The sequence below is a fragment of the Stenotrophomonas sp. YJH_SMC_4 genome (assembly GCF_059371575.1).
On record NZ_JCAFUR010000003.1, the window covers coordinates 160,978 to 181,769 of the forward strand.

Annotated in this window: 19 protein-coding genes; 8 read left to right on the forward strand and 11 right to left on the reverse strand. The window is 66.7% G+C overall.

The features are described from left to right. Window positions 1-20 precede the first annotated feature (20 nt). Window positions 21-1,055, reverse strand: a complete 1,035-nt coding sequence (locus AC5P9F_RS06870; RefSeq protein ID WP_005409361.1) for a DUF418 domain-containing protein — start codon at window positions 1,053-1,055, stop codon at window positions 21-23. Further along, complete coding sequence (locus AC5P9F_RS06875; protein WP_060380029.1) at window positions 1,052-1,642, reverse strand: TetR/AcrR family transcriptional regulator; 591 nt, start codon at window positions 1,640-1,642, stop codon at window positions 1,052-1,054. Before AC5P9F_RS06875 ends, AC5P9F_RS06870 begins: the two co-directional genes overlap by 4 nt. Window positions 1,643-1,785: 143 nt before the next feature. On the opposite strand from AC5P9F_RS06875, the gene AC5P9F_RS06880 reads away from it, so the two are divergent. Then, complete coding sequence (locus tag AC5P9F_RS06880) at window positions 1,786-2,211, forward strand: DoxX family protein (RefSeq protein WP_060380028.1); 426 nt, start codon at window positions 1,786-1,788, stop codon at window positions 2,209-2,211. On the opposite strand, the gene AC5P9F_RS06885 is transcribed toward AC5P9F_RS06880, so the two are convergent. After that, window positions 2,184-2,987: an APH(3')-II family aminoglycoside O-phosphotransferase gene (locus tag AC5P9F_RS06885; protein WP_062606334.1), complete on the reverse strand. Its 804-nt coding sequence runs from the start codon at window positions 2,985-2,987 to the stop codon at window positions 2,184-2,186. The genes AC5P9F_RS06880 and AC5P9F_RS06885 overlap by 28 nt on opposite strands. A gap of 41 nt (window positions 2,988-3,028) precedes the next feature. Beyond that, window positions 3,029-3,532 carry a DUF2938 domain-containing protein gene (locus AC5P9F_RS06890; RefSeq protein ID WP_065184103.1) on the reverse strand — a complete coding sequence of 168 codons (504 nt, stop codon included), beginning with the start codon at window positions 3,530-3,532 and terminating at the stop codon, window positions 3,029-3,031. Window positions 3,533-3,587: 55 nt separating this feature from the next. On the opposite strand from AC5P9F_RS06890, the gene AC5P9F_RS06895 reads away from it, so the two are divergent. Genes AC5P9F_RS06895 through AC5P9F_RS06905 form a run of 3 tightly spaced genes read left to right on the forward strand, consistent with a single transcriptional unit; the run spans window position 3,588 to window position 5,741 of the window. Beyond that, complete coding sequence (locus AC5P9F_RS06895; RefSeq protein ID WP_005409356.1) at window positions 3,588-4,253, forward strand: ArsR/SmtB family transcription factor; 666 nt, start codon at window positions 3,588-3,590, stop codon at window positions 4,251-4,253. A 14-nt stretch (window positions 4,254-4,267) separates the two neighbouring features. Then, the gene (locus AC5P9F_RS06900) at window positions 4,268-4,996 is read left to right on the forward strand and encodes a GNAT family N-acetyltransferase (protein ID WP_164225408.1); all 729 of its coding nucleotides are present in this window, start codon (window positions 4,268-4,270) and stop codon (window positions 4,994-4,996) included. A 28-nt stretch (window positions 4,997-5,024) separates the two neighbouring features. Continuing rightward, complete coding sequence (locus tag AC5P9F_RS06905; protein ID WP_164225407.1) at window positions 5,025-5,741, forward strand: SDR family NAD(P)-dependent oxidoreductase; 717 nt, start codon at window positions 5,025-5,027, stop codon at window positions 5,739-5,741. On the opposite strand, the gene AC5P9F_RS06910 is transcribed toward AC5P9F_RS06905, so the two are convergent. Beyond that, window positions 5,735-7,201 carry an MFS transporter gene (locus AC5P9F_RS06910; protein ID WP_329751035.1) on the reverse strand — a complete coding sequence of 489 codons (1,467 nt, stop codon included), beginning with the start codon at window positions 7,199-7,201 and terminating at the stop codon, window positions 5,735-5,737. The two genes, AC5P9F_RS06905 and AC5P9F_RS06910, sit on opposite strands and share 7 nt — an antisense overlap. An 84-nt stretch (window positions 7,202-7,285) precedes the next feature. On the opposite strand from AC5P9F_RS06910, the gene AC5P9F_RS06915 reads away from it, so the two are divergent. Next, entirely contained in the window at window positions 7,286-8,269 is a 984-nt protein-coding gene (locus AC5P9F_RS06915) for a LysR substrate-binding domain-containing protein (protein ID WP_425524967.1), read from the forward strand. 63 nt (window positions 8,270-8,332) lie between these two features. Next, on the forward strand, window positions 8,333-10,279 hold the full coding sequence (locus AC5P9F_RS06920) for an EAL domain-containing protein (protein WP_099524056.1): 1,947 nt from the start codon (window positions 8,333-8,335) through the stop codon (window positions 10,277-10,279). Here the strand turns inward: AC5P9F_RS06920 and AC5P9F_RS06925 are convergent. Next, window positions 10,276-10,887: a TetR/AcrR family transcriptional regulator gene (locus tag AC5P9F_RS06925; RefSeq protein WP_049430342.1), complete on the reverse strand. Its 612-nt coding sequence runs from the start codon at window positions 10,885-10,887 to the stop codon at window positions 10,276-10,278. The two genes, AC5P9F_RS06920 and AC5P9F_RS06925, sit on opposite strands and share 4 nt — an antisense overlap. Window positions 10,888-10,991: 104 nt before the next feature. On the opposite strand from AC5P9F_RS06925, the gene AC5P9F_RS06930 reads away from it, so the two are divergent. After that, a complete protein-coding gene (locus tag AC5P9F_RS06930) occupies window positions 10,992-12,068 on the forward strand; it encodes an MBL fold metallo-hydrolase (protein WP_099524057.1) in 1,077 nt (358 codons plus the stop codon). Between the two features lie 27 nt (window positions 12,069-12,095). On the opposite strand, the gene AC5P9F_RS06935 is transcribed toward AC5P9F_RS06930, so the two are convergent. Beyond that, complete coding sequence (locus AC5P9F_RS06935; protein ID WP_012479990.1) at window positions 12,096-12,593, reverse strand: helix-turn-helix transcriptional regulator; 498 nt, start codon at window positions 12,591-12,593, stop codon at window positions 12,096-12,098. Window positions 12,594-13,106: 513 nt separating this feature from the next. Between AC5P9F_RS06935 and AC5P9F_RS06940 the strand changes: the two genes are divergently transcribed. Continuing rightward, window positions 13,107-16,226: a discoidin domain-containing protein gene (locus AC5P9F_RS06940; protein WP_099497617.1), complete on the forward strand. Its 3,120-nt coding sequence runs from the start codon at window positions 13,107-13,109 to the stop codon at window positions 16,224-16,226. Window positions 16,227-16,284: 58 nt separating this feature from the next. Here the strand turns inward: AC5P9F_RS06940 and AC5P9F_RS06945 are convergent, their stop codons facing one another. The 4 genes from AC5P9F_RS06945 to AC5P9F_RS06960 are packed head-to-tail and all read right to left on the reverse strand — an operon-like array spanning window position 16,285 to window position 20,788. Next, window positions 16,285-17,262 (reverse strand): ABC transporter substrate-binding protein, encoded by a 978-nt coding sequence (locus tag AC5P9F_RS06945; RefSeq protein ID WP_024956912.1) that lies wholly within the window; start codon window positions 17,260-17,262, stop codon window positions 16,285-16,287. Between the two features lie 15 nt (window positions 17,263-17,277). Then, window positions 17,278-19,023 (reverse strand): amino acid ABC transporter permease/ATP-binding protein, encoded by a 1,746-nt coding sequence (locus AC5P9F_RS06950; RefSeq protein ID WP_080334809.1) that lies wholly within the window; start codon window positions 19,021-19,023, stop codon window positions 17,278-17,280. Further along, window positions 19,020-19,571 (reverse strand): GNAT family N-acetyltransferase, encoded by a 552-nt coding sequence (locus AC5P9F_RS06955; protein WP_043035039.1) that lies wholly within the window; start codon window positions 19,569-19,571, stop codon window positions 19,020-19,022. The genes AC5P9F_RS06950 and AC5P9F_RS06955 overlap by 4 nt, the downstream gene beginning before the upstream one ends. Then, the gene (locus AC5P9F_RS06960) at window positions 19,568-20,788 is read right to left on the reverse strand and encodes a M20 aminoacylase family protein (protein ID WP_164225405.1); all 1,221 of its coding nucleotides are present in this window, start codon (window positions 20,786-20,788) and stop codon (window positions 19,568-19,570) included. The genes AC5P9F_RS06955 and AC5P9F_RS06960 overlap by 4 nt, the downstream gene beginning before the upstream one ends. Window positions 20,789-20,792: the final 4 nt, after the last annotated feature.

The following is a 20,792-nucleotide window of genomic DNA, read 5'->3' on the forward strand; positions in this document are numbered from 1 at the left end:
GCTTCAGCACCACCAGGGAACTAGCCTGCGATGCGCCGCATCACCGTCTCCAGCGGGCCGCGTGCGAACTGCCACGACCATAGCCAGGCCGCGCCCGTCGCCAGCATCAGGAACAGCAGCGCCCACAGCAGCACCGATGCGAGCGACGCGCTGCCATCGAGCAGGCCCAGGCTTTCCAGCGTGCCCATGCCCAGCAGGATGTGGCCCACATACAGGGTCAGGGTCATGCGTCCGGCCGCGGTGAACGGCTCCAACCAGTCACCCGGTCGCACACGCGCCAGCCACAGGCAGGCGGCGATGACACTGCAGGCCGCACCCGCGCCCGTAAGCACATAAGCCGGTCCCGGCGGCATCGGCTGCGTTCCCAGCCACACCTGCCAGGACGTTCCCTGCGCAAGCTGCTGCACGCCATGTCCAGCCCCGATCAGCAGCAGCCCCAGCACCAGCAATGCATGCTGTACCCGCGGCTGCGACAACTGAAGCCGTGCCAGAAGCATCCCCAGCAGGAAGAAGCACAGCCACGGCATCAACGGGTGGAAGCCATTGAACAGCAGGTTGCGGGCCGCGCCCGGCCATTGCCACAGGCCGGCATATTCCAGCGTCTGCCAGTTCCAGCCTTCGCTGTAGTTCAAGTGCAGCAGCGCCCAGAACGAACAGGCGGCAATGGCCACGATGCTGGTCAGCAGCACGCGCGGCGAGGCACGCAGCCACACCACGGCCAGCGCGAAATACACCGCGTAGTAGTGCAGGATGTCGGCCGGGAACAGGCTCAGGTTGAGCAGGCCCAGCGCCAGCAGGAACAGCGCGCGCCTCATGGTCTGCACGCTGGCGGGCCACCACCCTTGCCGCTGCGTGGCCAACACCAGGCCCAAGCCAGCCAGCGTAACGAACGTCGCCGAAGCCTTGCCTTCCAGAAAGTGGAAGAAGCCTGCCAACCATCCGGCGCCCTCTGCCGGCACGGCCATCGCCAGGCGGAAGTTGACCAGCACCATGCCGGCCAAGGCCAGGTAGCGCGCCAGATCAAGGCCGTGCAATCGCCGGTCAACGGCACTCATGCGCGCGCCCCGAGCAGCAGCGCGAGCAGGCCAAGATCCAGCGATGCCTCATCGCCTTCACCGGCTTCGCCCAGCCCCCGACGCAGTGCATCGCTTTCAATGGCATCCAGCAGCACCTGCGCCTGCAATGCGGGGGCCAACACGGGACGCCGGCGTTCGCGCTGTGCCACCTGCTGCAGCGCTTCGGCCAGGGCCGCCTGCAACTGCCTGCGATTGGCCGCAAATGCCTCGGCTACGGCCGGATTGCGTGCGCTCTCGGCCAGCACTTCGACGGCGAGCGTCGCCCATTCCGGCTGCCGGCACAGTGCGTGGAAGTCCCGAAGGAAAGCCAGCACCTGTGCGCGCTCGCCTTCGGACGCGGCCAGTCGCTGCAGCAACGGTGCCAGCTCTTCGCTCTCAGCCACCGCCACGGCAAGGATGATCGCTTCCTTGCCCGGGAAGTGGTTGTAGAGATTGCCCAGGCTGACACCGGCCGCCTGCGCGATGTCACGCATGCTGGTCTGGTGGAATCCCTTCGCGAGGAAGCACTGCAGGGCGGCCTGCAGGATCTGCGCGATGCGTTGCTCGTTGCGGTCGGCTCGGCTCATGGCGCGAATAGTGAACGAACGTTCGTCCAATTAAAAGGCAACAACCCGACCACCATCGGGCTTCGTTCAGCCAGCCTTGACCTCAACCGCTGTTGAGGCCCGATGCTGCCCGGCCCGCCCAACGCTCAACCCGGAGTTCCTGCATGCCACGGATGATCGCCACCCTGCTCGACAGCCGCGTGCTGTGGTTCCTCGCCCGGCTGCTGCTGGCCGTGGTGTTCCTGTCCTCGGGCCTGGCCAAGCTGCTGGCGTGGGACAACAGCGTGGCCGAAATGCAGGCCGCCGGGCTGCAACCGCCTGTGCTGTTCAACCTCGCCAGCGCCGTGGTGCTGCTGGGCGGCGCACTGTGCCTGCTGCTTGATCGCCTGCTCTGGCTGGGCAGCGGCGCGCTGGCAGTGTTCATGCTGCTGACAATCGTCGTCGTGCATACCTTCTGGACCAAGCACGGCGCGGAACAGCAGCTGGCCCTGTTCTTCGCGCTGGAACATCTGAGCGTGGTGGGTGGCCTGATCTGCGCGGCCATCGCCAGCCAGGCGCGGGCTCAGAAGAATTCGTCAAGCAACCGGTAGAACGCCAGCCGTCGTTCGTCGGCAACCATGCCGTAGCGCTGGAACAACGGCGCCACCCAACGCGTGTCGCCGAAGTTGTGGACCAGGCTGCGCGCGGCCAGCGCCAGGTCCTGGTAGCGGTCGGCAACACCCAGTCGCCCACAGTCGATGAAACCGCTGAAACGCCCCTCGACCACCATCAGGTTCGGCAGGCAGGCATCGCCATGGCTGACCACCAGGTCTTCATGATCGGGCCGGGTGCTGCACAGTTCAGCGAAGACCTGCTGCGGACTCTGGCCCAGGCGTTCGTCATCGAAGTCATCTGCATCCACCAACCCCGCCTCGACCCGTGCCTGCGCGGCTTGCAGTCGCAAGTGCAGTCGCTGGTCAAACGGACAGGCTGCCAGCGGCAACGCATGCAGCCCGCGCAGCGCGTCGGCCAGCAGTTCCACCAGCTGCTGCGGCGCGAGTTCCGGCGACGAAGCCAGGTCGCGGCCGGGCAGCGCGCTCATCAGCAACCAGCGCCGGCCCGCTTCTTCGGCGGTGGCAATTACCGTTGGTACCGGTTGTCCCTGTTCCTGCAGCCAGCGCAGGCGCGCGATCTCATCACCGAGCTCACTGAAGGCGTCGATCACTTCCGACTTCACGAAGGCATCGGCCTGCCCCGGCCGTTGCACACGGGCTACATCCGCGCGCGACACGCCGATCGACTGCCGCTCGATGCGCGCATCGGCCAACGTTTCCTGCCATGCCCACGGTAGCGGCATGCCATCAGCGAAGGGATCAGGTGCTTCCATGCCGGGGTGTTCCTGTTGCCGGTGACCCCACCGATTTTCGCTCACCCTGCACGAACCGCGGCCAACAGCAGCGCGGAAAGGTACATGCCCACGCCGAACACGCTGTGCGCCACCAGGCTGCGCAGGCGTGCCTTGCCCGGCGCCGGGGTCTTCGAAGCGGCAATGCCGGCACCCATGCCCGGCTGCAGGATGAAGAACGGCGCGGCAACACTGAGAATGCCGAAGGCCAGCGCCGGCCACAGGGTGGGTGCCTGCACCCAATCGCTCCCTGCCACGGCCAGCAACAACGCCGCGAAAACCACCCCGATCACGTAATGCGCGGTCCAGCCCAGCGCGCGCTCGCCACTGACCGCTGCCGCGCGGCCGATGCCGTCGTGGCGGAAGCGCCCGCGCGGCAGGTGCCCCAGCCAACGGCCCACCATCGCAAAATCCAACGAGGGAATGCCGAACAGCCGCCGCTGCACCACCGCCCACAGGTCCATTACTGCGGTCGCTCCCACGCCGACTACCACCGCATCCATCACGAATGTTGCCTGGCCAGACATATCGCAAACCTTCAATTATTTGCTTGAATGATAGAGCGATGCTAGCGTGCCGCGCATGAACGCTGCAACAGAGCCACCACCCTCACCGCTTGAGGCCTTGGCCGAGATCGCCCGCACGCTCGGCCATGCCCATCGCCTGGCCCTGCTGGAGCACATCGCCCAGGGCGAGCGCGCCGTGGAACGCCTGGCCGAACTGACCGGCCTGTCTGTGGCCAATACCTCCCAGCATCTGCAGCAGCTGCGCCGTGCCGGCCTGGTACAGACCCGCCGTGACGGCAAGCGCATCCTCTATCGCAGCGGTGATGGCCCGCTGGGCAACCTGCTGGCCGCACTGCGCGACTATGCCGACCACCAGCGCAGCGAAATGCACGGCGTGATCCACGACAGCCTGCAGCGCCGCGATGCGCTGGAAGGACTGACCGTGGAGCAGCTGCTGGAACAACGCAGCAGCGTGGTGCTGCTGGATGTGCGGCCGCGCGAGGAATTCGATCTGGGCCACCTGCCCGGCGCGCTGAACATTCCCGTTACGGAACTGCGTGCACGGATGGACGAACTGCCGCGTGCCGTCCACATTGTCGCGTACTGCCGCGGCCCCTACTGCGTGCTGTCCAACGATGCGGTGGCGATGCTGCGCGAGGCCGGACTGACCGCGCAGCGGCTCGCCGCCGGTTACCCCGAATGGAAGGCCGCCGGCCTGCAGGTGGACCTGCCCCGGCACTGAGCGAGACACCGGTCATGGATGATGTGTTTGCCCCGTTGATCGATGCGACCTGGCGCGGCGTGTTCTCCGGGCAGCGCACGCTGCGGGACGATCCACAGCTGCAGTTGGCGTGCAGCGATGATTTCGACGAGGGCGAGGACGGCATGCTGCTGCAGCCGGTCGTGGGCCCCGCTCGCGCACTGTTGCGCCCTGCCCTGGCGGCTCGCCTGCACCTGCACGCGCAACTGCACTGGACGCTGGCACAGCTGCAACAGCGCCTGCAGCAGCTCGGCCAGCGCACGCATGGTGCGGATCGTGTCTTCTACTTCCCTGCCGCAGAACTTGCGGCCCTGGCCGCGCGCCCTGCACCACCACTTATCCGCCGTCTCGACCCGGCCGACGCAGCCGCGTTCGAGGTGTTCCAGGCCAACGCCAGCGAAGAGGATCTCGATGCCGCCTGGGTCGAGCTGGACCACTGGCAGGTGTTCGGTGCCTTCGATGGCGAGCGGCTGGTTGCCGCGGGAAGCATGTACCCGTGGAGCCTGAATCCAGCCCTGGCCGACATGGGCGTGCTGACCCTGCCCGAGGCCCGCGGTCGCGGGCACGCGCGCCAGCTGGCACACGCCATGGCCATGTCCGCGCAGGCGGCCGGGCTGCAGCCTCAGTACCGTTGCCAGCTCGACAACACCGCCTCGATCATTACCGCCGAGCGCAGCGGCCTGCGCGCGTTCGCCGACTGGGACACCATTCTGGCTGCCGACTGAGGCCGCCGCAGTACAACAAGGAAGCAACATGAAATTGATGGTCATCGGCGCCAGCAGGGGCCTGGGTCGGGCGTTCGTGGAAGGCCTGTGCAGTGCGGGCGACACCGTCATCGGCGTTTCGCGCAGCCGTCCGCGCGACCTTGAATGCCCCGAGGGTGTCATCCTGCAGTGGATCGAGGCCGATCTGTCCCAACCCACCCTGGCTGCCAATCACATCGCAGCGCAGGCACCGGCCGATCTGGATGTGCTGATCCACAACCTGGGCATCTGGGAAGAGACCGCCTTCAGCGACGAGTACGCCTTCCTCGACGAGAGCGATGCCGCACTCACCCAGCTGGTCGACGTCAACATCACCGCGACCCTGGTGCTGCTGCAGCGCCTGCTGCCGCGGGTGCTGGGCGCGCCACGCCCGCAGCTGGTGCTGACCGGGTCGACCTCGGCACTGCCGCGCAGCGGCCGCCCGGAAGTGGCGTTCGGTGCATCCAAGTTCGCACTCAACGGCATCGCCGATGCACTGCGCGAGGGTTTCCGCGATCGCCGCCTGGCGGTGACCAGCCTGCAGCTGGGCTACCTCAACACCGACGATGCGCTGTCGGTGCCGGTGGCAGAGGCCGCAGCGCGCGGCGACGGCGAGCTGGTGCCGGTGCACGACGTCGTTGCGATGGTGCGCGCGCTGCTGCAGTTGTCACCGTCCGGCTTCGTGCGCGAACTGGTGCTGCCGGCCATCGCCGACCCGCGCTACTGACTGCCCCTGCTCAGGCCAGGCTCGACCTCTTCGCGCAACAGGTACCCAAGCACGATGGCGGTCAGCACGGTCGCCATCGCCAGGACAAACAGCTGGCCACGGACGGCCTCCACGTATGCCTGGGCAAGCGCCGTTCTCGAAAGGCCGGGCAATGCCTCCACCGCTCCGCCAAGGTCGCCCATGGACAGCCTGTGCACGGCGGCACGGGCCACGACGCCGGCCTCCAGCATCATGTTCCCGCCAATCCGGGCCGAGAGCATGATGCCGACAAGCGCGAGGGCAATGGAATCGCCTGCCAGTCGCATCGCATTGAAGATGCCAGCGGCCATGCCGGCCTGCTCCTTGCCGACCACGCTGACCGCCAGGCCATCCATGATCCCCCAGGGAAGGCCGATGCCGATTCCGATGACCAGCATCGGCATCCAGCGCACCGACGGGAACTGGAACACCTGCGCCAGCCATGCCAGCCCAAGCGCACCGATCAGCAGGCCCGCACAGCACAGCGTCCGCGCCGGAATCCAGCGCAGCAGGTAACCGGCAACCAGCGGAACAACCAGCAAGGGTGCAGACAGTGCTGCCATCGCCAGTCCAGCCTCGGTGGGTCGCAGTCCTTCAACACCGATGAAGCCCGCCGGCAGCACGACCAGAAGGACGACGTAGGAGAACGCGGGTGCAGCGGCGAGAATCTGCACGCCAACAAAGCGCCGGTTGCGGAACAGGCCGAGATCCAGCAGAGGTGTTCGATGGGAGCGCTCCACGGCAATGAACAGGCCCAGCAACACCACCGGGAGCGCCAGCAGTACCAGCGTCTGCGGATGCAGCAAGCCACGTTCCGGCAACACGATCATGGCGTAGGTGAGTGAGCCCAGCGCCAGCATGAAGGTGATGGCCCCCAGCCAATCCAGGCGCGGCGAACCGGCGTTTCTCGATTCGGCGGATGACAGGGCGACCAGCGGTACGGTCAAGGCGGCCAGCAACGCAGGCAGGAAGAACACCCATTCCCAGCCCAGCGCATCGATCAACCCGCCCGCCAGCAGCGGACCGCCTGCGGCCCCTGCACCAAAGGTGGTGCCGATCAGGCTGAAAACCCTTGCCCGCGCCTGGCCGTCGAACACCTGCGCCAGCGACGCCATCGCGCCGGCAAACGCTGCCGACGCCGCCATCCCCTGGAGCAGTCTCAGGACATTGATCCACGCCACATCGGGCATCAAGGGAATCAGGCCGGTGACGAGCGCAAACAACGCGCCGCCCAGAATCCAGATCCGGCGCCTGCCATGCAGATCGGCCAGTCCACCGGCCACCAGCGTGGTGCAGCCGTAGGTCAACAGATAGGCGTTGATGATCCAGGACAACGCCGCAGGGGAACCGCCCAGCGCGTCCCGGATGGCAGGAATGCCCACGGCGGGGCTGGCAATGCTCAAGGGAATGGTGAGCGCCGTCAGACACCCTGCCAGCACCACGCCAAAGCGTGATGATCCGGCCGTCTCAGCAGAGGCAACAGACATGTCGATGAAACTCGAGCGTGGCCAAGCGCCACCGCATTGATGCTATCGACGACGCTATTGCGTAAGAATCCGTCATTCGCTCCATACTTTAATGACACAAACGTCATCAATGGCCACGTCATGGACAGCTTTGCCGGTCTCAGCCTCTTCGTTCTGGTCGCCGAAGCACGCAGCTTCGCGGCCGCAGCACGACAGCGTGGCATCACCCCTTCGGCCGCAAGCAAGACCATCGCCCGGCTGGAAGAGCGCCTGGGCGCCCGCCTGCTGAATCGCAATACCCGCAGCGTCAGCCTGACTGCCGAAGGCGAGCAGTTCCTTGAACGCTGCCGCCGCATCATGATCGAGGTCGCTGCGGCAGAACGCGAACTGACCGATGCCCAGGCCGCGCCCAGCGGTCGCCTGAAGGTCAGTCTTCCACTCGCCAGCGGTCTGATGCTGCCGGTGCTTTCGGCGTTTGCGCAGCGCTTCCCCGCCATCGAACTCGACCTGCACTTCAGCGACCGCCTGGTCGATGTCATCGAGGAAGGCTTCGATGCCGTCGTCCGCACAGGCAGCCCCGCCGACTCCCGGCTGCACGGCCGCAACCTCGGCAGTACCCGCCTGCTGTGCGTGGGCGCCCCTGCGTACTTCGCCCAGCGCGGCACGCCGCAGCACCCGGACGAGCTGAGCGGCCACGCATGCCTCCTCCATCGCTTTCCCGGCACCGGCCTGATCGAACGCTGGCCACTGCCCGCACGTGAGGGAGGCGCTGAAACCCGGCTGACTGCCGCAATGACCGCCAATCATCTTGAGACGATCCTGCACATGGCCATCGATGGCCATGGCATTGCGTGCCTGCCCGACTTCACCACGCGTGATGCGCTGGACCGCGGTTCGCTCGTCAGCGTTCTGGACCCATGGAGCACTGAGCGAAGCACCTTCTGGGCCCTCTGGCCAAGCCATCGCCATCAGCAGCCGCGTGTACGCGCGTTCGTGGATTTCATGGCAGAACACCTCCTGCCCGAACGCAGCCAGCGCAATTGAACCTGCGCGCTGCTGCGACTACGCTGCTCGTCACTGGCCGTCGGTCACAGGCGGGAACCTGCTATGGATGCGCTTTCACGGGTTTCGGCCCAGGTCCTGGACAGCGCCCTGCCCAGCCTGCCGCTGTACCTGCTGCAGGCCACGGCGGTGATCGGCATGATCGGCGTGCTGCTGATCGCCACCCGCCGCGCCGGCCACGCCATTGAAGGCCGCCGTCTGTACGTGGGCGTGGCGCTGGGCCTGATCTACCTGTTCAATTCCTGGTTCGTGGCCCGCTACAGCCAGGGCGTGGTCAAGCTCCACCTGGGTTTCGACATCCTGCTGGTCAGCGGCCTGCTCGGCGGCTGGCGCGGTGGCCTGGCCTGCCTGGGCGCCAGCCTGCTGGCCCGCTACCAGTTCGCCGGCACCCAGTATTTCCTGCCTGCCGGCCTCGAGGCCACGCTGCAGATGCTGGCCGGCGTCTGGCTGCGCAGGCGCCTGCACCCGCGCATGCTCAATGAACTCTCGCTGCGTCTGATCCTGCAGGCCTGGGGCGTTCGTATCGTCGTCACTGCGTTGGGCCTGGCACTGGGGGTAGCAATCATCGGCGCCCATCAGCTACCCGTGGAGGAGTTGGCAATCCAGCGCCTGCTGGCACTGCCACTCTCACTGCTGATGCTCGGCGCGGTGTTCGCACTGGTCTACAACGATGCGCAGATCGATGCACAACGCCAGCGCGAACAGGCCTGGCTGCGCATCGATCCGATCAGTGGCCTGCCCAACATGCGTGCGCTCGGCGAACGCCTGCAGCACTACTGGCGCGACAACGACGGCATCGGCAAGGCCTGCCTGATCGTGGCCGAGATGGGCAACCTGCGCGATCTGCGCCTGCGCTATGGTCCGCTGCAGGACAACGGTATCTGGCAGCGCGACAGCACCGAAGAAGTACATCGGCTGCTGCCCTCGCTGCCGGCCACGCAACTGGAGATCTACCAGTTCGGCGATGCCGCGCTGGCGATCCTGGTGCGCGACCTGACCTTGTCCGAACTGCGCACGCAGCCCCAGATCACCGAGCTGGCCAGCAACCTGGCCGAGCAGGTCGGCCGCGATTGGCCCGGTTTCCGGCCGCTGTTCCGCTGTGCAGTAGTCGAATTGAAGCCCCCCGTAGATGCCGACGAAGGACATCTTCCGTTCCGTGCGATCACCGTTGCACTGAGTGCGATCGAATCCGGCGTCGTGTTCTTCGACGACCCGATCCAGCGCGACAGCGAGATCGACGCCCTGATCGAAGTCGCTCTCGAACGTTGGCTGCAGCAGGGCGACGCACCGCTGTGCTACCAGCCCAAGCATCGCCTGCAGGATCGTCAACTGGTCGGCGCCGAAGCACTGCTGCGCATGCGCGACGGCGAGGGCCGGCTGATCGCGCCGATGCGGGTGATCTCCCTGCTGCGCCGGCAGGGGCGATTGGCTGAACTGGAATGGGCCACGCTGCAGTCGGCCATCCACTTCCTGCAGCAGTGCCGACGCGATGGCTGGCAACTGAAGATCGCAGTGAACGTTTCGGCCGAGTCACTGCGCCTGCCCGACTTCGGCCTGCGCCTGCAGGAACTGCTGCAGCTGCACGATGTGCCTGGCGTGATGTTGCGCCTGGAGATCGTCGAATGGACCGAGATCGTCGAGCGCGACGTGGTAGATGCCAACATCGCACAGCTGCTGGCGGCGGAGGTCACCCTGTCGCTGGATGATTTCGGCGCTGGCTATTCAACCCTGATCCTGCTCTCGCAGCTGGCCATCGCCGAGGTCAAGATCGAACAGGCGCTGATCGCCACACTGTCCGACGCCAAGTCGCAGTCGATCGTGCGCTTCATCGTCGAGGTTGCGCACCGCTGCGGCGCGATCGTGGTGGCCGAAGGTACCGAAACCCTGGCGCAGGAGCAGAAGCTGCGGGCCCTGGGCGTGGATGTCGGCCAAGGCTATCTGTACTCGGCGGCGCTGCCGGCCGACGAATTCCTCCGCTTCGCCGCCAGCTAGACCGCGTAGAAACCCAGGAACATCGCCACCGCCGATTCGGCCACGCGTGCACGCTCCTGTGCGTTCAACGGCGCCTGCCCCATCGTAACTTGGGGCCAGAACGCAAAGCTCTTCACCAGCCCGTGCAGTTGGTGGCCAGCGAACTCCGGATCAACCTCACGCAAGCGGCCATCAGCGATGGCCGCGCGGATCCACGCACTCTCGCCGCTTTCCTTTTCACCCATGCGGCAGACGATGGCCTGCGCACGCTCCGGTGAGTGGATGATCTCGGCCATCGCCACCCGCGCCAGATCGATGAAGTTGGCATCACTGAGCAATTCCAGCTTCTGCCCCAGCAACTGCAGCAACTGCGCCTGCAGCGGCTGGTCGGCGCGGTACGGCAATGTGTCGCTGGCCACGCTGCGCTCCCACAGCTCCTCCAGGATCATCGAGAACAGCGCTTCCTTGCTCGGGAAGTGGTTGTAGACGGTGCGCTTGGAGACCCCGGCCGCCTCGGCAATGCGGTCCATGCTGGTCGCCTCGTAGCCCGCGGCACGGAACTCCTCCACCGCCGCGCGCACGATGGCTTCGCGTTTGCGGTCGGTCAGGCGTTGCGGGGCACGAGGCATGGCGGGAACCGGATAACTGAACGGAAGCTTCCATTTTACACTCGGCAGTGTACTTTTGGAAAACCCGAAACTACACTGTGCAGTGTACTCAGCGGACGTCACCCATGAAGCGCCTGCTCCTTGTCCTCCTGCTTGGAATCCTCGCCGTGACCGCCTACACCTTCTGCAAGTCCTGGTCCCTTCCCGACTTCCCCGAGTCGCCGCAGTACCGTGATGGCAAGTTCCGCAATGCCCTGCCCCGTCCAGCGATGGGCCTGCGCGACGGCCTGGAGATCTGGTGGACGTTCCTCTTCAACAAACCCAAGGGCACCGTGCCCGCGCACCCGATTCCGGTGCAGCCGCTGGACCGCGCCACCCTGGATGCTGCACCGGATCGCAGCCTGTTCCGGCTGGGGCACTCCACGATCCTGCTGAAGCTGCGCGGCCAGTACTGGCTGACCGACCCGGTGTTCTCCGAACGCGCCTCGCCGGTGCAGTGGATGGGCCCGGCCCGCTTCCATGCACCACCGATCAGCATCGATGAACTGCCGCCGATCGCCGGCGTGATCCTCTCGCACAACCACTACGACCACCTCGACCACGCAGCGGTGATGCAGCTGGCCGGCAAGACCGCGCGCTTCATTGCACCGCTCGGCGTCGGCGACCAGCTGATCGCCTGGGGCGTGGACGCCAGCAAGGTCGAACAGCTGGACTGGTGGCAATCGACCGAGGCCAATGGCCTGCGCCTGACCGCCACCCCCGGCCAGCATTTCTCCGGCCGCGGACTGGGCGACAGTGATCGTAGCCTGTGGGCGTCATGGGTGATCCAGGACGGCGACTTCCGCATCTTCTTCAGCGGCGACACCGGCTACTTCGACGGCTTCAAGGCCATCGGCGAAAAGTACGGCCCGTTCGACCTGACGATGATCGAGACTGGTGCCTACGACCCGCGTTGGGCGTTCGTGCACATGCAGCCGGAACAGACGCTGCAGGCGCACCTGGACCTGCGCGGCAAGTGGCTGCTGCCGATCCACAACGGCACCTTCGACCTGGCCCTGCACGAATGGCAGCAGCCGTTCGAGCGCATCACGGCATTGGCGGCCGCAAAGAATGTGCCGGTGGCCACGCCGATGATGGGCGAAGCACTGGACATGCAGGCGCCGCAGGCGGGTACGCGATGGTGGGAGACGGTGGAGCTGTAATGCGATGGGCTCCGATTCTGGCCGCTGCTACGTCTTCGGGTGAAGCCTGCGCCCTTCCCGGGCCAGATTGATCTGCAGCGCAGCGGCGGCGAGCTCGGTCATTTCCGTCGTGACTTTCCCGCTGCCGCGCGCTCGCAGCCAACCGAGAATGTCGACCAGATGCCAGATCGAGGTCGAGCCGTCATGCACGGGGGACGGAAACGACTGCGGGTTGGCCAGCATGAGCTTCCGCATGTTCTGGCGCGACATTCCGAGCAGGTCTGCGACGTCAGTGAGCCCCACCAGATCGGGGCTCACTTCAACCAGTTCGGCACCGGGCACGGCCCGCTGCACATCGTCCAGCGCCGAACGCAGGGCAGCCCCTGCGCTGTCTGCTTCGCGGCAGAACGCCAGGGCCAGCCGTCCCGGCAGCCCAAGGCCCACAAGCGCGTCGTCACAGCCGCCTTCGGCCAGGCGCTGCTCGAGGACGCCGATTTCATTGCCTGTGTCCGGCAAGCGGTACTTCAGGGTGAAGTTGAATTCCATGATTGACCCCTTCGCTACTGACGAAGCCTGATCTCATTGCTCACGACTGCAGTTCTCGACCACACGCAGCAAGGCCCTTGCATGATGGCTGCCGCTTCGCGGCGTGCTCCAGACGCTCACGATGCAGAACTCCCCGCATCGGCAATCGGTGTCGTTGTAAGGGCAATACATCCGGCCCCACGCATGGCCGCCCGCCATACGGAGCCTCCACCCGCGGTCCTCCGCGAACTGCAACGCCGCTTCGATGTCCTTGTCTGGATGACGCGCTCGAGACATTCCTTGTTCTCCATAGTCTGCACACGGCTCACGTAAGTTGTCAAATGACAACCAAACTAAAAGACTTGCGATGTGACCCTAGCCAATCCGCGCTACACGTCCAGAGCCACATCCGTCAGCCCTCCCGTGATGGCGGGGCCAGCGTCCAGCGGCGCTGCAGTGCGTCATGTAACCGATTACATCCCTTGCTAGCGTAGCGCTCGCCCGATTCCGGTCGATCCTGCGAGGCTGCCAGTAATGACGTTGCGCGCCGAACGCTCCAAGGTCTCCACCCCGCTTTTCCCGTTGCGCCTTGCCGCGGCCCTGCTGTTGGCCGCCCTGGTCTCCAGCGCACAGGCACAGACCCTCACCCCGCGCAGCCAATGGCAGGCCAGCAGTTCATCGCAACAGGTACCGGCGATGGCGATCGGCCACCTGATCGACGGCGACCCGAAGACCGTGACCGGCGGCGCCTTCAGCCCCGGCCACTGGTTCCAGATCGACCTGGGCGCGCCCACCCTGCTGTCCGGCGCGCGCCTCACCTGGGATGTCTCCAATCCGGAAGGCTATTCGCTACAGACCTCACTGGATGGCACGCAGTGGCAGACCGCGTACACGATGGCCGATTCACTGGGCGATGTGGAAACGCTGTACTTCGCGCCGCGGCAGGCGCGCTATCTGCGGCTGGCCAGTCCGCAGCGCACTTCCGACTGGGGCGTGTCGATCTTCGAGATGGAGCCGCTGGACAGCACGCTCAGCGCACGCATCAGCGGTATCGATGCAACGCAGGCAGCAGCGCTCTGGCAAGGCGGCGGCACCGTCCCGATTCCGGCCGGGACAAATGGATCCCATGCGTTAGAGATCACGCTGCCGCAGGCTCAATCGACGGCTGGTCTGGTGGTCGACTGGGCTGATGGCAGCCGCGGCCCTGCCCGATTGCAGGTTCAGGATGCACAGGGCCGGTGGCAGGACCTCGCGCACGATGCGCAGGCGGCCAGCCACCGCCAGAGCTGGCTGGCCGCCAATGCCGCACAGGCCGTGCGTGCATTCCGCCTGAGCGTGGATGGATCTGCACCAAAGGTGGCACGCCTGCGCCTGCTCGGCCCAAAAGCCGTGATGACACCGATGAAGCAGTATCAGATCGCCGCCAGCGGCGCGGAGCGCCCGTTGTTCCCAGCCTCACTGCAGATGCAGCAGACCTATTGGACGGCCGTCGGCGTGCACGCAGGACGACAGAAATCGATCTTCGACGAGTACGGAAACCTGGAAGCCTTCAAGGGCGCGCCGTTGGTGCAGCCGATCTGGCGCAGCGCCGATGGGAGCACTGCGGGTGCGGCCGGGCAGAACGTGCAGCATGCATTGCGGGACGGCTGGAAGCCGATGCCCTCCGCTACCTGGTCACCGCAACCTGGCCTGGAGCTGCGCAGTGAAGCGTTCGCCATCGAGCGCAATGGCCAGCCGGTGACCTTCCTGCGTCATCGCCTGCACAACACCGGCGGCACCAGGATCGACGGCACGCTCAGCCTGGTCGTGCGCCCGATGCAGATGAATCCACCGTGGCAGAACGGCGGGCTGTCACCCATCCGCGATGTGGCGATCGATGGACAGGCCGTGCGCATCAATGGACGCACGCTGCTGCAGTCGCTCACGCCGGTGGCTGCGTCCGGCGCGGCGCCGTTTGGCAGGGAAGGCGCAACGGAAATCACCGCGACCCTGGCTGCCGGCCAGCTGCCCTCCACGCAACAGGCGCGTGATGACCAGGGTCTTGCCGCCGCCGCGCTCAACTACCGTGTATCACTGGCACCGGGCGCCAGCGATGCCATCGTGGTCGCGTTCCCGCTGGGTACTGCCGCCGCCGATAGCAAGGGCGCACTGCCCGAGGCGCCTGCGCTTGATCTGGCCACGCTGCCCCGCGATGCCAATACGGCGTTCGATTCCCTGGCCACGCAGGCCTCTGCGGACTGGCAGGCACGGCTGGGCCAGGTCGGGCTGCGCCTGCCCGATCCCTCACTGGTCGACATGCTGCGCGCGCAGGCCGCCTACATGCTGATCAACCAGACCGGCCCGGCCATGCAGCCCGGGCCCCGCAACTACAACCGCTCCTTCATCCGCGACGGCATGGCCACCTCGGCGGTGCTGCTGCGCATGGGCGAAGCACGCGTCGCGCGCGACTACCTGGCCTGGTACAGCGAACACGGCGTGCATGCCAACGGCCTGGTCTCGCCGATCCTCAACGACGATGGCAGTGTCAACACCGGCTTTGGTTCGGACATCGAGTACGACAGCCAGGGCCAGTACGTGACGCTGGTGGCCGATGTCGCGCGCCTCGATGGCGGGCCAGAAACAGTGCGCGCCTATCTGCCGAAAGTGAAAGCGGCGCTGCGCTTTCTGCAGGAACTGCGCGAGCGCACGCTGGTGCCCGGCTACAAGGCCGACCAGCCGGCACCGGAACGCTTCGCGGGCATCATTGCGCCGTCGATCAGCCACGAGGGCTACCCCTCGCCCACCCACAGCTACTGGGATGACTACTGGGGACTGAAGGGCTGGCACGACGGCGCGTGGCTGGCCGAGGCACTGGGCGACCACGAGACTGCTGTCTGGGCGCGCGAGCAATACAAGCTGCTCTACGGCGCGCTGCACGCCTCTATCCAGGCGACGATGGCGTGGAAGGGCATCGACTTCATCCCCTCCTCGGCCGACCTGGGCGATGGCGATCCAACCGGCGTATCGATCGCACTGGACCCCACCGGTGCGCAGAGCGTGCTGCCCGCCGAGGCACTGCGGACCACCTTCGCGCGTTATCTGGAGGATGTGCGCAAGCGCAGCCAGCCCGAAGCGCTGTACGCCTATACGCCGTATGAGATCCGCAACGTGCTGAGCTATGTGCACCTGGGCCAACCGCAGGTTGCCGATGAGCTGCTGCAGGGACTGCTGCATGATCGGCGCCCGCTTGAGTGGCAGGTACTGGCCGAGGTCGTGCACTCGCGGCTGCGTTTCCCCCGCTACCTGGGCGACATGCCGCATACCTGGATTGGTGCCGAGTATGGCCGCACGCTGTTCGGCATGCTGATGCGCGAAGACGATGATGCATTGTCATTGCTGCCGGGCACGCCGCTGTCGTGGGTGGCGGGCGATGGGTTGGCGGTGGAGCGGCTGCCGACCGCGTATGGCACGTTGCAGATGCAGGCGCGGCAGCGCGACGGCACGCTGACGGTCACGCTGGGCAAGGGGTTGCGCAGCGGGACGGCAGTGAAAGTCTGGTGGCCGGCGCGCACCATGCCGAAGACGGTGCGTGTGGATGGGCATAGCGTTTCCGACTTCGATGCCGAGGGTGTGCGGCTGGCGAAACCGTTCAAAACGCTGGAGGCGCGCTGGTAAAGCAGCCGAGCAAGGCTTGGCTCTACAAAGCGGGGGGTCACCCGGGCCACGCCCGGTGTCATTGCAACGTTGGCAACCCCGGCGGATTGGTCTGCGACTGCGGCACGGCTTCCTCGGCCACGTTCCATCGCTTCAGCGCCTGCGCATAGGTACCACTGGCAATCTGCGTGTTCAGCGCCTGCGTCACCGCATCAGCCAGGCCGCTGCCCTTGCGGGTGGTCACCGAGATCGCCGCAGCGTTCGGCCATCCGCCGGGGAACAGGCCCACGCGCCGCACCTTGCCGTCGCGTGCCGAGTACGCGCCGGTGGCATTGGGCTCGAACGAGACATCGGCCCGCCCGGTGATCACCGCCAACCGGCCGACCACCGCGTCATCGAAGTACTGGTACTCCACCGGCTTCAAGCCGGCAGCGATGTTCTGCTGGTCCCACTGCCGCAGGATCTGGTCCTGGTTGGTGCTGGCACCGACCACCACCTTCAGCCCGGCAACGTCGGCCGGCTTTTCGATCTTCTGGATCGGCCCATCAGTGCGCGTGTAGATGCCCAGCAGGTCGTAACGGTAGCTGGAGAAATCGAACTTCTTCTTTCGCTCCTCGGTGACCGTCACGTTCGACAGCACCGCATCGTACTTGCCCGATTCCAGCCCCAGCGGCCAGTCGGCCCACGCCACCGGCACGATCACCAGCTTCAGGCCCAACGCATCGGCGATCAGCCGTGCGATGTCGGGCTCGATACCGACCACGTCCTTGCTGTCGGCGCCGTAATCGGCCAGCGGCAGCTGCCCCGGGTGGGTCGCCACGGTGAATGCGCCCGGCGTGACGAAGCGGTAGCCAGCCGGAATCAAGGCCTGCGCCTTCGGGTCGAGCGTGCCCTTCAGGATGGCGGTGTTCGCGCCGGCCAGGCTGGTCGCGGCCACGGCGCCGGCATCCGGGGCCTGGCGCACGCGCGAGTAGACGATGCCGGCGATGCCGATGACCAGCACGCCTGCGATCAACAAGGTGCTGCGTGAGGGGCGACGGGGTGCTGCAGGGCTCATGGCATTCCTTGAGGGTTACAGGGTCTTGGCCAGGAAATCGGCGGTGCGTTGCTGGCGCGGGCGCTCGAACAGGGCCTCGGGCGTGCCCTGCTCGATCACCCGGCCCTGGTCCATCATCACCACGTGGTCGGCCACGCGGCGGGCGAAGCTCAGCTCATGGGTGACGATCACCAGCGTGGTACCCGAACGGGCCAGTTCTTCGATCACGCTCAGCACCTCGGCCACCAGTTCCGGATCCAGCGCCGACGTGGGTTCGTCGAACAGCAGCACCTTCGGCTGCAGCGCCAGCGCGCGGGCGATCGCGATGCGCTGCTGCTGGCCACCGGACAGCTGGCGCGGGAACGCATCGGCCTTGTCGGCCAGGCCGACCCGCTCCAGCAGCGTGCGCGCCTGCTGCTCGGCCTGCGCGCGCGGCACACCGCGTACTGCGATCGGCGCTTCGATGATGTTCTCCAGCGCGGTCAGGTGCGGGAACAGGTTGAAGCCCTGGAACACCATGCCCACTTCCGCACGACGGCGGCGGATCTCACGCTCGGGCAGTTCGTACAAGGTGTCACCCTCGCGGCGGTAGCCGATCAGCTGGCCGCCCACGGTCACATAGCCGCTGTCGGCACGCTCCAAGTGGTTGATCAGCCGCAGCAGCGTGGATTTGCCGGCGCCGGACGGGCCGATCAGAACCGTCACGCTTCCAGCGCGCAGGTCCAGGTTCACGTCTTCCAGCACCGGCTGCTCGCCGAACACCTTGCCCACACCATGCAGCGACACCGCAGCGCCCTCGCCCGCTTCAACCTGGGTGGCGATGCGCGGGCGGTTGGCCACGCGCGGCGCGGCATCGCTCTGCACACGCGGGGGCGATGACACTCGCGACACCGAACGCTCGCGCTGCAGTTGGCCGCGCGCGAAGCGCTGTTCCACGCGCCGCTGCAGCAGCGACAACACGGTCAGGATCACCAGGTACCAGACCGTGGCCACCATCAGCAGCGGCACCACTTCCAGGTTGCGGCGGTAGATCACCTGCACGGTGTAGAACAGCTCAGGCAGCGCCAGCACGTAGACCACCGAGGTGCTCTTGGCCAGGCCAATCACATCGTTGAACGCGGCCGGCAGGATCGAACGCATCGCCTGCGGCAGGATGATGCGGCGCACCTGGCGACCGCGCGGCAGGCCGAGTGCGGCCGCGGCCTCGTACTGGCCGTGGTCGACCGAGAGGATGCCACCGCGGATCACCTCGGCCGAGAACGCGGCCTGGTTCAGGGTCAGGCCCAGCACCGCGGCGGTGAACACACCGATCAGCTGCGTGGTCGGGTACGAGAACAGGCTGATGCCGGTGAACGGCACGCCCAGCTCGATGGTGCTGTACAGGTAGCCCAGGTTGTTCAGCAGCAGCAACAGCACCAGCAGCGGGATCGAGCGGAACAACCACACGTAGCCCCACGACACCGCCGACAGCAGCGGCGAACCAGAGACGCGGGCCAGCGCAAGCAAGGTGCCCAGTGCGAAACCGAGACCGGTACCGAGCGCGGTCAGCAGCAGCGTGCGGCCCAGGCCCTCGAGCACCGGGCGTGCGAAGAACCACTCAGCGAAGGTGCCCCAGCCCCAGCGCGGATTACCCAGTACGGACTGCAGCCCGATCAGGATCAGCGCCAGTGCCAGTACTGTGCCGAACACCTGCAGCGGATGCCGGGCCGGCACGATCTTCAACGCGGGCGCTGGCGCGGGCCGGGTTGCAATGCCATCCAGCGCGGTCGAAGGCGTGCTCACGCGTGGGCTCCTTGCAGCTGGGTCTGCGCAGGCACGATGACGGGCGTCGCTGCCCGCAGGTGCTTTTCGAACGGCAGGTGCGCAATGGTTTCGGGATCCGCATCCAGATCGAACAGCGCGGTGTAACCATGGCTGAGGTACAGGCCAACCGCTTCAGGCTGGCGGAAGCCGGTGGTCAGGAACACCCGCCGGTATCCTTGCCGCGCCGCCTGGTCTTCCAGCTCCTGCAGCACGCGCCGCGCGATGCCCTGGCGACGCAGCCCGGGCAACGTCCAGATCCGCTTGAACTCGGCGGTATCCGGATCGCGGTGCGGCATGAACGCGCCGCCGGAGATCGCCACCCCGTCGCGCAGCAGCAGCACGAAGGCACCGACCGGGGCCGCAAAGGCCTGCGCCGGGTAGCGCTGCAGCTCCTCGCGGGCGCTGCCGCCGATGCGTCGGCGCACGTCGGCGTAGCGGCTGTCGTACTCCTGTTCCAGGCCATCGAACAGAGGCCGTGCCAGCGGATCATCCACCGAGGTGTAGAAGAAGCGTTCGTTGCTGCTCATGCCACGTCCTTCACCAGATAGTCTTCGGCCAGCCGTGCCCACAGGCTGGCGGCGGGTGCGATTGCGGCGTCGTTGAACACGTAGCGCGGGCTGTGCAGCGGCGCGCTGTCGCCGTTGCCGACGAACACGAAACTGCCCGGCCGCGCCTGCAGCAGGAAGGCGAAATCCTCGCTGGCGGTGCGCGGCGCGAATTCGGGCACTACATGTTCACTGCCGAAGCCCTGCAGCGCCACCTCGCGGATGTAGGCAGTCTGCTGCGGGTGGTTGATCACGCTGGGGAAACCGCGCGGGAACTCGATCTCGGCGCGCGCACCGAACGCGGCAGCGGTCTGCTCGGCAATCCCGGTGACCCGGCGCCGCAGGGTGTCGCGTACCTCCGGCAGGTAAGCGCGCACGGTCAGTTTCAGCTCGACCACGTCCGGGATCACATTGGCGGCCTGGCCGCCGTGGATCGAGCCGACGGTGACCACGCCCATCTGCCGCGGATCGACATTGCGCGACACCACGCTCTGCAGCGCAGTGATGATGTGCGCGGCGACCAGGATCGGATCCACGCTGCCCTGCGGCTCGGCACCGTGGCCACCCTTTCCGATCACCTTCAGCCGTGCCCAGTCCACCGACGCCATCGCCGGGCCATCGACAAAGCCGAAGTGGCCCACCGGCACGCCCGGCCAGTTGTGCAGGCCATAGATCGCGTCCACCGGGAAGCGCTCGAACAGGCCGTCGGCAATCATCTTCGATGCGCCCGAACCCGTCTCCTCGGCCGGCTGGAACACCAGCTGCAGGGTGCCGTCGATATTGCCGTGATGGGCCAGGTAATGCGCGGCGGACAGCAGGATGGCGGTATGCCCATCGTGGCCACAGGCATGCATCAGCCCTTCGTTCTGGCTGGCGTAGGCCAGCCCCGAGTCTTCGTGGATCGGCAGTGCATCGATGTCGGCGCGCAGGCCGAGACGACGGCCGCCCTGCCCGCGTTGCAGCGTGCCGACAACACCGGTGCCACCGAGCCCGGTGGTGACCTCATAGCCCCACTGTTGCAGCAGCTCGGCCACACGGGCGCTGGTGCGGTGCTCCTCGAAGGCCAGCTCCGGATGCCGGTGCAGGTCATGGCGGATCGCGATGGCCGCCTCGGCGCGTGCCGCGATTTCGGGCAGCACGCCGATGTACGCGGGGTCTCGCCGGGCATGGCCGGGCGAGACCGAATTCTCTCCGCTCATCGCC

Excerpts from the sequence above, each read along its gene's own strand:
- AC5P9F_RS06870 (WP_005409361.1), bottom strand. The coding sequence starts at position 1,055 with ATGAGTGCCGTTGACCGGCGATTGCACGGCCTTGATCTGGCGCGCTAC.
- AC5P9F_RS06875 (WP_060380029.1), bottom strand. The coding sequence starts at position 1,642 with ATGAGCCGAGCCGACCGCAACGAGCAACGCATCGCGCAGATCCTGCAG.
- AC5P9F_RS06880 (WP_060380028.1), top strand. The coding sequence starts at position 1,786 with ATGCCACGGATGATCGCCACCCTGCTCGACAGCCGCGTGCTGTGGTTC.
- AC5P9F_RS06885 (WP_062606334.1), bottom strand. The coding sequence starts at position 2,987 with ATGGAAGCACCTGATCCCTTCGCTGATGGCATGCCGCTACCGTGGGCA.
- AC5P9F_RS06890 (WP_065184103.1), bottom strand. The coding sequence starts at position 3,532 with ATGTCTGGCCAGGCAACATTCGTGATGGATGCGGTGGTAGTCGGCGTG.
- AC5P9F_RS06895 (WP_005409356.1), top strand. The coding sequence starts at position 3,588 with ATGAACGCTGCAACAGAGCCACCACCCTCACCGCTTGAGGCCTTGGCC.
- AC5P9F_RS06900 (WP_164225408.1), top strand. The coding sequence starts at position 4,268 with ATGGATGATGTGTTTGCCCCGTTGATCGATGCGACCTGGCGCGGCGTG.
- AC5P9F_RS06905 (WP_164225407.1), top strand. The coding sequence starts at position 5,025 with ATGAAATTGATGGTCATCGGCGCCAGCAGGGGCCTGGGTCGGGCGTTC.
- AC5P9F_RS06915 (WP_425524967.1), top strand. The coding sequence starts at position 7,286 with ATGCTATCGACGACGCTATTGCGTAAGAATCCGTCATTCGCTCCATAC.
- AC5P9F_RS06920 (WP_099524056.1), top strand. The coding sequence starts at position 8,333 with ATGGATGCGCTTTCACGGGTTTCGGCCCAGGTCCTGGACAGCGCCCTG.
- AC5P9F_RS06925 (WP_049430342.1), bottom strand. The coding sequence starts at position 10,887 with ATGCCTCGTGCCCCGCAACGCCTGACCGACCGCAAACGCGAAGCCATC.
- AC5P9F_RS06930 (WP_099524057.1), top strand. The coding sequence starts at position 10,992 with ATGAAGCGCCTGCTCCTTGTCCTCCTGCTTGGAATCCTCGCCGTGACC.
- AC5P9F_RS06935 (WP_012479990.1), bottom strand. The coding sequence starts at position 12,593 with ATGGAATTCAACTTCACCCTGAAGTACCGCTTGCCGGACACAGGCAAT.
- AC5P9F_RS06940 (WP_099497617.1), top strand. The coding sequence starts at position 13,107 with ATGACGTTGCGCGCCGAACGCTCCAAGGTCTCCACCCCGCTTTTCCCG.
- AC5P9F_RS06945 (WP_024956912.1), bottom strand. The coding sequence starts at position 17,262 with ATGAGCCCTGCAGCACCCCGTCGCCCCTCACGCAGCACCTTGTTGATC.
- AC5P9F_RS06955 (WP_043035039.1), bottom strand. The coding sequence starts at position 19,571 with ATGAGCAGCAACGAACGCTTCTTCTACACCTCGGTGGATGATCCGCTG.
- AC5P9F_RS06960 (WP_164225405.1), bottom strand. The coding sequence starts at position 20,788 with ATGAGCGGAGAGAATTCGGTCTCGCCCGGCCATGCCCGGCGAGACCCC.